Origin of the sequence: Terrabacter sp. 2RAF25 (assembly GCF_052115265.1) — a bacterium.
In the GTDB taxonomy this organism is placed as follows: Bacteria; Actinomycetota; Actinomycetes; order Actinomycetales; family Dermatophilaceae; genus Terrabacter.
Map to the genome: position 1 here is coordinate 201,528 of NZ_JBFRGJ010000006.1, position 12,844 is coordinate 214,371.

Here is a 12,844-nt window from a genome sequence, read left to right on the forward strand (position 1 = left end):
GCCGCGGCGAACGAGCCGTCGTGGCCGTGCACGGCAGCAGCTGCGAGGTGCCCTTCGGGGCGCGCATCGCGATCGTCGGGCCCTCCGGCTCAGGCAAGTCGACGATGTTGCACATCATGGCCGGCCTGGAGACGCCCACCGCAGGACGCGTGTCCTGGCCCGGTCTCCCAGCCACGGAGACCGAACGGCGCGCACAGATCGGCGTCGTCTTCCAGAGCCCGAGCCTCGTGCCGGCCCTCACGGTGGCCGAGAACGTCGCGCTACCTCTCGTGCTGGCCGGCGTGCCCGACGCGGAGGCTGAGGAACGCGTCACCGAGGCGCTGGAGCTGGTACAGGTGAGCGAGCTCGCTACCCAACTCCCCGAGGAGCTGTCCGGGGGACAGGCCCAACGGGTGGCCGTCGCACGTGTCCTGGCGAGCAGACCGTCGCTGATCCTGGCCGACGAACCCACGGGACAGCTGGACCGGGCGAACGGCCAACACCTGGTTGACGTGTTGCTCGCCACGGCCGAGGAGCTCGATGCGGCCCTGGTGGTCTCTACCCATGACATCGAGGTGGCCGACAGGCTGAAGGACCGGTGGCTGATGCACGAGGGTCGACTGAACACGGACGAGGCGTGGCTGAACCATTCGCGCGCGCCGCGTGGCCCACAAGCAAGCGCGACCACAGTCGGTGACCGACGATGACCGGCACCTGGCTGATGGGTCTGCTGCGCCGGCGCGGGGGGCGCCTGCTGGCGGTCAGCGTCGGTATCGCCGTCGCCGTCTCCCTCATTGCCTCCCTCGGGACATTCCTGACGGTCTCGCAGCAGACCATGACTGCGCGAGCCCTGCGATCGGTGGCCGTCGACTGGCAGGTCGAGGTCCAGCCGGGGGCTGACCCCGCCGCAGTTCGGGCCACCGTTGCCGGGTCCAACGGGGTCCGCGCAGCGTTGCCCGTCACGTTCGCGCGCAGCACCGGGCTGCAGGCCACCGCTGGAGGGACCACGCAGACGACCGGTGCCGCGATGGTGCTCGGGCTACCGGACGGCTACCGGGCGCAGTTCCCCGGGGAGATTCGCCAGCTCAGCGGCGCCCCGAGCGGCGTGCTCGTGGCTCAGCAGACCGCCTCGAACCTGCACATCCGCCCGGGCAGCCAAGTGGCCATCAGCTTCGGCGGGTCACGATCAGCCACAGTCACCGTCGCCGGCGTCGTCGACTTACCCCAGGCCGACTCGCTGTTCCAGAAGGTCGGGGCCCCCGTTGGTGCCCAGCCGTCGGCGCCGCCGGACAACGTGATCCTGCTGCCCGCGGCCACGTTCACCAAGGTCGTCGGTGACCAGCCTGCGGCGACGCCCGCCCACGGGGTCCGGACGCCCGCTTCCCCGGCTTCCCCGGTGGTCCCGGTGACGACCCAGATCCACGTCGCCCGGTCCGCGCCGCTTCCCAGCGACCCGGCCGGTGCCTACGCGGCAGTCCTGGGAGCCGCGCACAACCTCGAGGCGACCTTGGCCGGTACCGGGGTGGTCGGCAACAACGTGGGCGCAGCCTTGGACGCTGCCCGCTCGGACGCCGCCTACGCCCAGATGCTCTTCCTCTTCCTGGGGCTGCCCGGCGCCCTGTTGGCCGCCATGCTCACGGCGGCCCTCGTCGGCGCTGGGGCACAGCGTCGCCGCGACGAACAGGCACTGCTCCGCACCCGCGGACTCCCTCCGCGGGCGATCGGACGACTCGCTGCCATCGAGGCGGCACTCGTCGCGGGCGGGGGAGCCGTTCTCGGGCTGGTCGCGGGCGCGATCGCCTCTCGGTGGGCTTTCGGGTCGAGCAACGCAACCGCCTCAGACGGGCCGCTCGGCGTGCTCGGGCTCTCCCCGGCGTGGGCGGTCTTCGCGGTCCTGTTCGGCGCCGTCATCGCCGGAGCGACGGTGCTGGCGCCCGCCCTGCGGGACCTGCGCCACCTCACCGTCTCCCACGCCCGGCACGCCGTAGGCCGGGCCCGGTCCCCCTGGTGGATGCGGTTCGGCGTGGACATCGCCATCCTCGCAGTCGCCCTGGTCGTCTTCTGGGTCTCCAGCAGTGACAACTACACGCTCGTCCTGGCACCCGAAGGTGTCCCGTCCATCTCGGTGTCTTACTGGGCCTTCCTCGGACCGACCCTGCTGTGGCTGGGAGGCGCCATGTTTCTGTGGCGCCTGGCCACCATGAGCCTCACATACGGCCGCGGCCCGTTGGCCCGCTTCATCGCGCCGCTGACCGGTCGACTGGCCAAGCCGGCAGCGGCCACCATGTCACGGCAACGGCGTCCCCTGACCCGGTCCGTCGTCCTGCTCGCCCTGGCGATCTCGTTCGCGGCCTCGACCGCGACCTTCAACGCCACCTACCAGCAGCAAGCCGAAGCCGACGCGCAGCTCACGAATGGCGCGGACGTCGCGGTCACCCCGGCCCCGGGCGCGCCCCTGTCCGCGGCGGCGACCACAGCGATCGCCCGAACGCCTGGCGTGACCCATGTCGAGCCCCTGCAGCACCGCTTCGCCTACGTGGGCGCCGACCTGCAGGACCTGTACGGAGTGCATCCGAACAGCATCGCCTCGGTGACCGCGCTACAGGACGCGTACTTCCAAGGCGGCACCGCGCGCCAGCTGATGGCGACCCTCGCTGCCAAGCCTGACTCGGTCCTCGTCAGCGACGAGACCGTCAAGGACTTCCAGCTGCACCCCGGTGACCTGCTCAACCTGCGCCTGGAGAACCAGAGCACCCACCACCTGACCACCGTCCCCTTCCATTACGCCGGAATCGCCAAAGAGTTCCCGACGGCCCCCAAGGACAGCTTCTTCGTCGCCAACGCCGACTACGTGGCCAAGATGACAGGGTCCAACGCGGTCGGGACCTACCTGGTCGACACTTCCGGCACGAACCAGCCGGCCGTCGCTGCCGCTCTGCGCAACACCCTCGGCACCAGCGCCACCGTCACGGACATCACCCACACCCGGGCCGCCGTCGGATCGAGCCTGACCTCGGTCAACCTCGCCGGGCTCACCCGCCTCGAGCTCGCGTTCGCCGTCATCCTGGCGGCAGGGTCCGGAGGGCTGGTGCTGGCCATCGGCCTGGCCGAACGACGCAGGACCATGGCGATCATCTCCGTCCTGGGCGCTCGACGTCGGCAACTGCGAGGCCTCGTCATGGCAGAAGGGGCTGTCGTGGCAGTAGGCGGACTGCTCGGCGGCGCCCTCATCTCCTGGGCCCTGACGCAGATGCTCGTCAGGGTGCTGACCGGGGTCTTCGACCCGCCACCGTCCAGGATCGCACTCCCCACGGTGTACCTGACCGTGACGGTGGTGACCGTGGTGGCCGCTCTGGCAGCAGCCGCGGCGTTCAGCGCCCGGTCATCGACCCGACCGGCAGTCGAGGAGCTGCGTGATGCCTGACCGCTGGGCTGTCGCGGTGAGGGACCGGTCACAGCCGTCCGAGACCTTCGGGCCCTAGCATCGAGGCCATGTCACCGACGTGGGGATCCTCCGGCGTGCCGGTCGTCATCGTCGAAGACGACGCCGTCATCGGCCGCCACCTCCAACAGGCCCTCGAGAGCCACGGCTACCACGCCAGCTGGTTCCGCACCGGCCAAAGAGCCCTCGAGCACCTCCGCACCTGCCCCTGCGAGGTGATGCTCCTGGACCTCGGGCTACCGGACTCGGACGGCGTCGACATCGCCCGGCAGGTCCGCGCCGAGTTCTCGGACCTGTTGATCATCATGTTGACCGCCCGCACCGCGGAGATCGACGTCATCGCCGGACTCGACGCCGGCGCCGATGACTACCTCACCAAGCCCTTCACCGCAACGGTTCTTCTCGCTCGCCTCCGAGCCCACCTACGCCGCCACACGACGAACGACAACGCCCAGCCTGCCAGCACCGTGCTCGGCGCACTCACCCTCGAGCGGTCCTCCCGACGAGTCTTCGTCGACGGCCACGAACTACGACTGCGCGCCAAGGAGTTCGACCTCCTCGCGGCCCTGGCCGACCAGCCCGACACCGCAGTGAGCCGCGAGAAGCTCATGGCCCAGGTGTGGGACGAGAACTGGTACGGCTCCACCAAGACCCTCGACGTCCACATCGCACATCTGCGATCGGTCCTGTTCGCCGCCGCGGCCAACGCCGGGGAACGGATGCCGACCATCACCACACTTCGCGGGCACGGCTACCGCCTGGACGCCCCACCGCGCACCGGAAGTGGAGACCACCAGGGGCGGCAACCGGAACCGCAGTGAGCCGTCACCGAAAGTGGGCGTTCGTTGCATCACCGTTCAACGCCCGTGAACCGTGCTGCGCCGGAGCCTTCCGCGGTGCGGCGCGCTCTCGTCTCAGCCCCCCGCCAACCGGTCAGGAGACGCGCGATGCGCTCTGCCGGGCCACCCAGGTACGCATTGCCACACGAGCCAGCGTTACCCCAGCTGCGGCCGCCATGAGCCCGATCCCGAGCCCGCCGATGATGTCGGGCACGTGGTGCACGTGAGCAGCCACGCGGGACATGCCCACGACCACGGCGAGCAGCACCAGCAGGATGCCGATGCGTCGTCGGTACGCCAGCACGAGGCCCGCGACGGCAGCCGCTGCGGCCGTGTGGTCGGACGGGAAGCCGTTGTCGGCAGCATGCGCGATCGCCGGCGCCACCCCGTCGACCAGGAAGGGACGAGGATCAGTCCAGATGGCGCTCGTGACTACGATCAGGACCCCGACAACCGCGAGGGCCAGCACCCCTGCGACGACGAGTTCCACCTTGCGGGGCCGGTCCAGCGTGAGCCATACACCCGCTGCAATGAGCAGGACGAGAAAGAGGGTGTAGGTCGCCAAAAGGGTCACGAGGGTCACCGACCCATGATGCCTGTCCTTTTCTGTGTGCCGGCTGCGAGGGCGACTGTCGACGACCTGTTTGCAGTCTCCCTTTCGGGGTGCGTCAAGGTGGGGCGATTACCGTGCTGGGGGCGCTCCGGCGACCGCCGGGGCCCGCGACCGCGTCCGACCTCTGCCACCGGGAGCCCTTGCCTGTGAAGCTGTCCCTTCTCACCGCCACCGCCACCGCACTACGGGCGCGCGCCGACCTGCGCCGGGCCGGCGCCGCCGCAGCATTCTCGTTCGTCGTGCTCGTGGTCGTCGCCACGTTCGGCGTGCCGCAGTCGCCACAGCTGACGCCGCGCCTGGTCACCTTCCTCGGCGCGGTCGTCTTCGCCGTGAGCGCTGCCATCGCCGTGCGCTACACGGCGAACGAGCTCGCCGGGGTCGTCGGGGCCCGAGCCAGCGCCGGCACGGCGTCGAACCTGCGGCTCTGGGTGACGATGATCGGCTACGTCCTCGTCGGGGTCCTGGCGCTCACCGTGCTGCACGTGCCGATCGAGAAACTGCTCCTCTCCGGGGCGATCACCGGTGTCGTCATCGGCATCGCCGCCCAGCAGGCACTGGCCAACCTCTTCGCCGGCCTCGTCCTGCTGACCTCGCGCCCCTTCGAGATCGGGTCCTGGATCCTGCTCAAGTCCGGCGCTCTCGGGGGCGAGTACCACGGTCGGGTGGTCGGCATCGGCCTGACCTACACCGAGATCATCACTGAGGACGGCCCGTTCTCCCTGCCCAACGCTGGCGTTTTGGCTTCTGCCACCGGCCGACGCGGCCCAGAAGAGACCTCCACGACGGCCGCCTGACGTCGTGGTGACCAAGTCCGACGTTCGACGTCACGGGCGAGTAGCCCTGAGGGTGACGCGGGCGACGGGTGGGGTGACGGGGGCGTACGGGAGAGCGCGTTCCTGCGTCCCGTTCTGGCCTTCTTTCGCTAAGTCGACCGCCCCCTTGAGCGCCCGGGTGATGATCACGCCGCCCTTAGGCGGCCTCTCAGTCCGGCCAGCAAGCTTCTGTCAGCACGGTCCGAGAGGCACCACGGTCAGCGGTACGCACCGACCCCATGGCCCGCGGGTGGTCCCGGGATCATGCGTACCAACGCCTGGACCACCGATCAACGCTTGCGCGTGAAGATCCCACGCCTGATGGGCCACGAGACGGCGCCAACCAAGGGGATCGCCTAAAGCAACAGCGGTGGCGTCGCATCATCGAGCCAGTAGGCCATCCAAACCAAGGCTCCGATGAAGATCAGGCTCGCGGGCCAGTCACGAACCGTGCCGCGGACCTCCCGCGATGGACGCTCATCCATGCAAGAACGCTAACCCGCCCGTCGCCGAAGGTCTATTCCCGCGCGTCACCCAAGAGCTATTCCCGCGCACTCATCCGCGGTCTCTCGGCGTGTTTCTTCGTCCCGGACCCCCCGGGGTGTGGATGGTGGGAGTGCGGACATACCTACACAAATATTCTGAACTGACGAAACTGCGGGCTTGATGCCCTGGGGGTCGGCTCCCCACCCCGGCCAGAGGCCATCCCAAGCGAATTGCCGTCACACACCACACTCACTCTTTCTGGTCCGCCATCTTCTTCGTGACCTTTTGACGTGGTCGGCGTGTGAGCAACCCCCGCGGCGCCGGCATCTCCTTCATCGTTTCGGGGCCGCCCTTCGGACCGGGTGTGTCGTGCAGCGCGGGGTTGCATCAGCTGCACGGCACACCCACCCGGACCAGGGAAGGGGGTGGCCGAAGATGACCCGGGCAACACGAGACCGCATCTGGGACGCCGTCCCCCTACACCCCGCCCAGCACGCCGACGAGCGTCTGGGATCCGCTCCCACGGGTGAGGACCACCCACTGGACCTGGGCCACCTCGACGCCGCCACCAAGGCCCAGGTCATCGCCCGGCTACTGTCACGGGACTTCGACGCCTGGTCCGAAACCGCCTCCCGAGTCGGGCACTGCGCCAAGCCGATCCGCCTACACGGGTCCTCGCAGACCGTCGACACCCGAACCGGCGAGGTCCTCTCGAGCTTCTCCTCGACGGATGCCCCGCTCGGGGTGCTGCACGTGCGGTGCGGGAACCGGCGCGCGGCCGACTGCCAGTCCTGCTCGAGGGTGTATGCCGCGGACACGTTCCACCTGATCCGGGCCGGCGTCACCGGCGGCAAAGGGGTGCCCGAGGAGGTCGCGGAGAACCCGCTGGTCTTCGCGACGCTGACCGCGCCGTCGTTCGGGCTCGTCCACGGCACCCGGGGCGGCCGCCCCTGCCGCCCTTTCACCATCAAGGGCCAGGACCGGGTCTGTGAGCACGGCCGCCCGACGGTCTGCCACACCCGGCATGGGGATGGGGACGAGCAGGTCGGGCAGCCCCTGTGTCGGGACTGCTACGACTACGAGAGCCACCTCGTCTGGCAATGGTGGGCACCCGAGCTGTGGCGCCGGTTCACCATCGACCTGCGTCGCGCCCTCGCGAAGCACCTCGGCGTCCCCGAGTCGAGGCTAGGACAGCTGGTGACGGTGCAGTACGCGAAGGTCGCCGAGTACCAGCAACGCGGCATCGTCCACTTCCACGCCCTCATCCGCCTCGACGGACCCAAGACAGTGGGCGGGTTCGCCCCAGCCCCGGCCGGCCTGAGCGCGGCGCTGCTGGCCCGGCTCGTCGAGCAGGCCGCCGCCGGCGTGGTCTTCGACGCCCCGCCGCTGCACGAGGGCGACGTGACGCGGCGGCTGCGGTTCGGCGCCCAGCTCGACGCCCGACCCGCCACCACCGCCCGCCGGACCGATGACCCCGACCGGGCCCTGGCCCCGGAGCAGGTCGCCGGCTACCTCGCGAAGTACGCGACGAAGTCGGCCACCGACAGCGTGAACACCGACAGCCCGCACGCGCGGCGGCTGCGCGCCACGATCGCCGCCGTCACGGACCGGATCCACACCGACGCGCGCGTTGAGGACAACCCGGTGGGCGACCACCCGTACGGGCTGCTGTTCAAGTGGCGGCACATGCTCGGCTTCCGGGGCCACTTCTCTACCAAGTCCCGCCGTTACTCCGTGACGCTCGGACAGCTCCGCCGTCGACGGGTCCGCTACCAGCGCGCCCTGGCCGCCGCGCACCGAGAGGGCCGGACCATCGACGTCCGCGACCTCGATGACCTCCTGCAGGACGACACCGAAGAGACGACCCTCGTCATCGGCCACTGGACCTACGCCGGGACCGGCTGGGACACCGACGGCGACACGGAGCTCGCCAAGGCCGCCGCCGCCCGCGCCCGCGAATACGCGCAAGAACGAGCAGCACAGCGAATGAATTTTGGATCACGTAAGACAATCTGAGTGAGGAGAAGACAATGAGCGAGACGAAGAATGAGATCCAACCTCCGCAGCTTCTGAACGCCAACGAGGCTGCCGCATGGTGCCGCATCACGGTGGGCACCCTCAACCACCTCCGCATTCATGGCCGATTCGCGCCTGCCGTCCGGGTCGGTAAGCGGTGTTTCTGGATGCCGCAGGACCTACTCGCCTGGCTGGAGTCACAGAAGGAGCCGGCGTGATCCTCAAGAGGCCCAACGGGAAATGGAGAGTCCAGGTCAAGCACCGGGGGTCTGTCGTGGCCGATCGGACCTTCGGACGCCGGGGCGATGCTGCCCGTTGGGAGATGGAGCAGAAGCGGCTGCTTCTGTCGGGCGAGTTCGTGTCGCCCGCGGCGGGGCGCATCACCGTGGCCGAGCTGGCGGAGGAGTACCGCGACTCTCGGAATGGTCAGGTCTCGGTGCGGGCTTGGGAGTCGGACGAAAGCGCCCTGCGCGTTCACATCGTGCCTGCCTTCGCGAAGTTGCCGATCTCCTCGATCACGGTCGTCCATATTGAGCGTTTCCTCACGGACCTCGCAGTGTCGCGCTCCGTCCGAACGGCGGCCCGCGTCCGCACGACCCTTCGAGGACTCTTTCGCTACGCCGTTCGGACCAGGCGCATCGCGAAGTCGCCTGCCGAGGACCTGCCGCTCCCTCGTCCGGACTCGCGGACCGGCAAGGTGGTGGAGGTCGCCCCGTTCACCATCGCGCTGCTGCTCCAGGTGGTGGACTCGCAACGCGTGCACACGAAGCGCTACGCCGATATCACTCTCGTGCTGGCCTTGACCGGGCTTCGATTTGGTGAACTACGCGGGCTCCGGGTGCGGGACCTTGTCGTCGTGCCGTACCCCGGCCTCGTCGTGAAGCGGTCCATTCCGCAGTCGGGGCGCACTGGTGCGGTGATCGAGCGGGCCACGACAAAGAGCGGTCGTTCACGCCTCGTCCCGCTGACGGATCTCGTCCGCCCGGTCGTCGAGTCCTGGGCAGAAGGTCGCGAGCCGGACGACTTGCTCTTCCCGGCTCCTGAGGGCGGGTACCTCTCGGCACAGAACTGGAGAAGGGCCGTCCGTTGGACGACAACGGGGCTCGGCAGGCGCCCCCACGACCTGCGCCACACTGCCGCAAGCCTCTGGATCGCGGCCGGCGTCGACATCAAGACGGTGTCGTCGTGGCTCGGCCACTCGACCGCGAAACTGACGCTCGACACGTACGGGCACCTGATGGGTACCGATGCCGACCGGGCGGCGCTGGACCGCGTCAACAAGGCCCTCGGGAACCCCACGGGAACCCAGCGGGGGAGCGTGCCGATTCGGAGCGTCGAGGAAGAGGCTGAAAATGGCTCTTGACCTGCGGAAATGTAGTCGTGCCCCCGGCAAGATTCGAACTTGCGACACCCGCTTTAGGAGAGCGGTGCTCTATCCCCTGAGCTACGAGGGCGGGGCATGGCTGAAACCCTCGCTGGAAACCTCGCTGCAAGGGTCGCTGTAACCCTCGCTGTAACGAGGCCCTGCCGGGCTGGCCAACGGGGACAGGCTACTGGACCGCAGCGAGCCTTCCGCACTTGGCTGCCGACGGACCGGCGGGGCGCACCATCAGCGGCATAGATAGGCGTTCTGCGGGGCAGGGTCTGGCGTGGCGAAGCAACGGCGGCCCGCTGGGCGGTTGGGAGGTAGGCGGCGCGCTCCGGGTCGATCCCGGCACCATCGCCAACATCGTCGCCCGTCGCGCCGCCCCGGGGGACACGGTGCCGCCCGGCAGCCTCGCGGTAGTCACAGTGAGCGTGTCTGCCACCCGCCCTGACCGATGCGGGTTCGGGGCCGCCCGCAGCGCGGCAAGAGAAGCCCTGTGTCAAGCGGCGGCCTTCTGGAGGGCTTGGTAGGCGCGGTGGCGTGCAGGGTCGTAGGCCTCGTGGTTTTGCCAGCATCGCCAAATGACCATGAGCCATGCTCTGGCGAGGATGCGGGTGGCGTGGGAGTGGTCCTTGCAGGGCTTGGACGGTGGGGAATCGGCTTCGGCAGTCACCGATCTCGGCGAGGAGTCGGGCTGCCCGCACGACTCCGGCTTTGGGGAGGCTGGTGAAGATGTGCGCGTCGGGGTGCGCGGTCAGCTGGGCTTCGAGGGCGTCCTCGAGGGCGGCGATCTGCATCCGCAGCGACTGTAGTGCGCTGACGTAGGCCGCCGTGATCTGTGCGCGGGCCTCGGCGTCCGGTCCGGTGGTGCCACGGGCTGCCGCGGTCAGGTGCGCGTGCAGCTGCTCGGCTCGGCGGGGGTTGGGGTACCGCTGCCCCTGCAGCCAGGACTGCAGGCGTGCAGGACTGAGCCAGTCGACCTTGGCTTGGGTCGGGAAGCGCTTGAGGAACGCCAGCGCGATCGGCGAGTCGATGTCGCGGAACAGTCCGATGGCGCCGGGGAGGACGGTCGCGAGGTGTGCCCGGAGCTGGTTGGCCATCGCGACCCGTGCTGCTACGAGGTCTCGGCGGGCACGGACACTCATCCGCATCGTGACGGTCGCGGGCGTGTCCGGTACCAGCGGGGCCAGCCGGTGTCGGTCGGTTCGGACGGTGTCGGCCAGCACGTATGCATCGAAGTGGTCGTCCTTGTTCCCGGCTGAGCCGTAGCGGCGGCGCAGGTTGCGCACTTGGTTCGGCGGGATGACGAACACGACGAAGTCGGCGGCTAGGACCGCGTCGACCATCGGCCCGTCGCCGCGCTCGATCCCAATCTCTCGGACGCCGGCGCGGCGCAACAACGTGACGAGCTGCCGCAGGCCGACCGTGGTGTGGGGGACCACCGCGCGCTGTAGTTGGACGCCGTGTTCGTCGACGACCGCGACAGCGTGCTCGCTGCTGGCCCAGTCGATGCCGGCCGTTGATGAGCCCTCTGGACGTGTGGAGCTGATTGTGCTGACACTCATGGTGTTCCTTCCATGCTGATGCTGCAGCAGGTAGGCACCCAGTGGTCTCGGGACGCGAAGCCGGTCGCTCACTGATCGGCGCTCAATCGGCGCGCAGCCCTGTCGCCAGTCACTCGCGTCCTGGGACCACCGGACCCAGCGAATCTTTTGCTGGACCTTCTACCCCGAAGGGCAGCAGTCAGCGGACGTTGGGCTGTGATCCGGTGGGACCAGGTGCACCAGCGGGCGCTCCCGCTGGACCGTGATCACGCTGCCGCAGGAACGACGCCGGCAGGAAGAGTCTGCGCAGTGAGCGTTGCTCAGGACGAGCCGTGTGGCGATGTCGGTGTTGGACCGACCGGCGGCGATGAGGGCAAGCACTTCGGCCTCGCGCGGAGACAGGCCGTCGGGCAAACCCGCGGATGGGGCCTTCGCTCGGGCAGTTCGGTTCGAGTCCAGGGTGGCGTTCGCGAGACGCTGCTGGACCTGCGCGGCGAGGTGGGTCTCGCCGCGCCCCAGGGCACCCGTCCGGGCTGAGTCGGATTGGCCAGCCGGACGGAGGATTGCCTTCGTCGTCCAACGTCCCAGAGAGCTGCCCTGCCGCGTCAGCCCCAGTGCTGGGACTACAGGCCCAGCAGAAGGGGAGTGTCCGGGATGTCGCCGACGATCAGCGCCGCGAGCGGTGTGGCGATGTCGCGCGGCGAGAACAGGTCGGTGCCGGCGTACGCGGTGATGTCGGCGTGAGGCCACCATCGCATCGCGCTGATGTGCTCGGCGGCCAGCTCGTCGTCGGAGAACGCGCCGCGAGGGTCGAAGGGCGCGGTGCGGACGAGGAAGTAGTCATTGACCAGCCCGTCGAAGCCGTCCGGGCGCCCGGGAGTCGCGACCTCCTGATGCCAGACGTGAGGCGGGTCGGCATCAAGGACCAGGCCTGTTTCCTCGTGCAGCTCACGACGCAGTGCCGCCAGCGGCAGCTCACCGGGCTCGACGCCTCCACCGGGGGCCGCCCACACGACCGTTGCGCCCAATGGCACCGCTGGATGCGGAAAGCTGAAGCGGCACAACAGGATTCGGTTATCATCGGTCAGGATGACCGCCCGGACGGCACGTCTCACGCGGGCCACGGCGGGTGGCGGCGACGGGTTCACGCGCCGGTCCTGCCGTCGACGCCCTCGCGGAGCAGGTCGAGGTGCCCGCAGTGCTGCGCATACTCCGTCACCATCCGCAGCACCAGCCAACGCAGGTCGACGTCCTCGTGCCAGTCGAGCGGCCGCGCCGTGTCGTCGAGGCCGTGGGCGGCGACGATGTCGCGGGACACCGCACACTCCGCGCGCCACGTCGCCAGGTCCTCGGTGAAGTCGGCGTCGGCGGGCGGGTTGAAATCGAGGTCGGGCTGGTCCTCGGTGAAGAACAGGAACGGCACGTCGCGGCGTTCGAAGTTCTGCTGGAACCACCACCGTTCGACGCCGGCGAGGTGCCGGACCAGGCCGTGCACCGACATCGTCGACGGCGGCATGGAGCGGGACCGCGCCTGCTGCGCGGTGAGACCTCGACACTTCATGTCCACCGTGGCGCGGTAGTAGTCGAGGTATGCCGTCAGGGCCTCGCGTTCGCCGGCGACACGGGGGATGCGCGGGCGGTCGTCCTCGGACCAGACCGGCGCGAAGTCGTCATCGGTCAGACCGGACTCCGACCGGACCTGCGCACCTGCGGAGTCGTCCACCATGCGCGCCACTCTGTCACCGCC

13 protein-coding genes, 1 tRNA gene and 1 pseudogene are annotated in these 12,844 nt (G+C 69.4%); 8 read left to right on the forward strand and 7 right to left on the reverse strand.

The genetic code is table 11. The features are described from left to right. The first annotated feature begins 20 nt into the window (after window positions 1-20). From AB4091_RS16055 to AB4091_RS16065, 3 genes are all read left to right on the forward strand, one after another. Window positions 21-686: an ABC transporter ATP-binding protein gene (locus AB4091_RS16055; protein WP_442292769.1), complete on the forward strand. Its 666-nt coding sequence runs from the start codon at window positions 21-23 to the stop codon at window positions 684-686. Further along, window positions 683-3,403, forward strand: coding sequence for an ABC transporter permease (locus AB4091_RS16060; protein ID WP_034716158.1), 2,721 nt, complete (start codon window positions 683-685; stop codon window positions 3,401-3,403). Before AB4091_RS16055 ends, AB4091_RS16060 begins: the two co-directional genes overlap by 4 nt. Before the next feature lie 68 nt (window positions 3,404-3,471). Beyond that, window positions 3,472-4,242, forward strand: coding sequence for a response regulator transcription factor (locus AB4091_RS16065; RefSeq protein ID WP_155892896.1), 771 nt, complete (start codon window positions 3,472-3,474; stop codon window positions 4,240-4,242). A 112-nt stretch (window positions 4,243-4,354) separates the two neighbouring features. Here the strand turns inward: AB4091_RS16065 and AB4091_RS16070 are convergent, their stop codons facing one another. Beyond that, on the reverse strand, window positions 4,355-4,843 hold the full coding sequence (locus tag AB4091_RS16070; RefSeq protein ID WP_051518431.1) for a phosphatase PAP2 family protein: 489 nt from the start codon (window positions 4,841-4,843) through the stop codon (window positions 4,355-4,357). Between the two features lie 176 nt (window positions 4,844-5,019). On the opposite strand from AB4091_RS16070, the gene AB4091_RS16075 reads away from it, so the two are divergent. Next, window positions 5,020-5,667 carry a mechanosensitive ion channel domain-containing protein gene (locus tag AB4091_RS16075; protein ID WP_442292772.1) on the forward strand — a complete coding sequence of 216 codons (648 nt, stop codon included), beginning with the start codon at window positions 5,020-5,022 and terminating at the stop codon, window positions 5,665-5,667. 374 nt (window positions 5,668-6,041) lie between these two features. Here the strand turns inward: AB4091_RS16075 and AB4091_RS16080 are convergent, their stop codons facing one another. After that, complete coding sequence (locus AB4091_RS16080) at window positions 6,042-6,170, reverse strand: hypothetical protein (protein WP_276203103.1); 129 nt, start codon at window positions 6,168-6,170, stop codon at window positions 6,042-6,044. Between the two features lie 436 nt (window positions 6,171-6,606). On the opposite strand from AB4091_RS16080, the gene AB4091_RS16085 reads away from it, so the two are divergent. Genes AB4091_RS16085 through AB4091_RS16095 form a run of 3 tightly spaced genes read left to right on the forward strand, consistent with a single transcriptional unit; the run spans window position 6,607 to window position 9,550 of the window. Continuing rightward, on the forward strand, window positions 6,607-8,187 hold the full coding sequence (locus AB4091_RS16085; RefSeq protein WP_051518433.1) for a replication initiator: 1,581 nt from the start codon (window positions 6,607-6,609) through the stop codon (window positions 8,185-8,187). Window positions 8,188-8,201: 14 nt separating this feature from the next. Further along, the gene (locus tag AB4091_RS16090; RefSeq protein WP_034716160.1) at window positions 8,202-8,405 is read left to right on the forward strand and encodes a helix-turn-helix transcriptional regulator; all 204 of its coding nucleotides are present in this window, start codon (window positions 8,202-8,204) and stop codon (window positions 8,403-8,405) included. Next, window positions 8,402-9,550: a tyrosine-type recombinase/integrase gene (locus tag AB4091_RS16095; RefSeq protein ID WP_442292775.1), complete on the forward strand. Its 1,149-nt coding sequence runs from the start codon at window positions 8,402-8,404 to the stop codon at window positions 9,548-9,550. The genes AB4091_RS16090 and AB4091_RS16095 overlap by 4 nt, the downstream gene beginning before the upstream one ends. An 18-nt stretch (window positions 9,551-9,568) precedes the next feature. Here the strand turns inward: AB4091_RS16095 and AB4091_RS16100 are convergent. After that, a tRNA-Arg gene (locus AB4091_RS16100) sits at window positions 9,569-9,641 on the reverse strand. Window positions 9,642-10,134: 493 nt separating this feature from the next. On the opposite strand from AB4091_RS16100, the gene AB4091_RS16105 reads away from it, so the two are divergent. Then, complete coding sequence (locus tag AB4091_RS16105; RefSeq protein WP_442292777.1) at window positions 10,135-10,365, forward strand: hypothetical protein; 231 nt, start codon at window positions 10,135-10,137, stop codon at window positions 10,363-10,365. Between the two features lie 258 nt (window positions 10,366-10,623). On the opposite strand, the pseudogene AB4091_RS16110 reads toward AB4091_RS16105, so the two are convergent. From AB4091_RS16110 to AB4091_RS16125, 4 genes and pseudogenes are all read right to left on the reverse strand, one after another. Beyond that, window positions 10,624-11,118: pseudogene (locus AB4091_RS16110) on the reverse strand (IS110 family transposase); the annotation flags it as partial. Window positions 11,119-11,277: 159 nt separating this feature from the next. Next, window positions 11,278-11,511 (reverse strand): helix-turn-helix domain-containing protein, encoded by a 234-nt coding sequence (locus AB4091_RS16115; RefSeq protein WP_442292779.1) that lies wholly within the window; start codon window positions 11,509-11,511, stop codon window positions 11,278-11,280. A gap of 209 nt (window positions 11,512-11,720) precedes the next feature. Beyond that, window positions 11,721-12,245, reverse strand: a complete 525-nt coding sequence (locus tag AB4091_RS16120) for an NUDIX domain-containing protein (RefSeq protein WP_442292781.1) — start codon at window positions 12,243-12,245, stop codon at window positions 11,721-11,723. Then, window positions 12,242-12,823 (reverse strand): DinB family protein, encoded by a 582-nt coding sequence (locus AB4091_RS16125; protein ID WP_442292783.1) that lies wholly within the window; start codon window positions 12,821-12,823, stop codon window positions 12,242-12,244. The genes AB4091_RS16120 and AB4091_RS16125 overlap by 4 nt, the downstream gene beginning before the upstream one ends. Window positions 12,824-12,844: the final 21 nt, after the last annotated feature.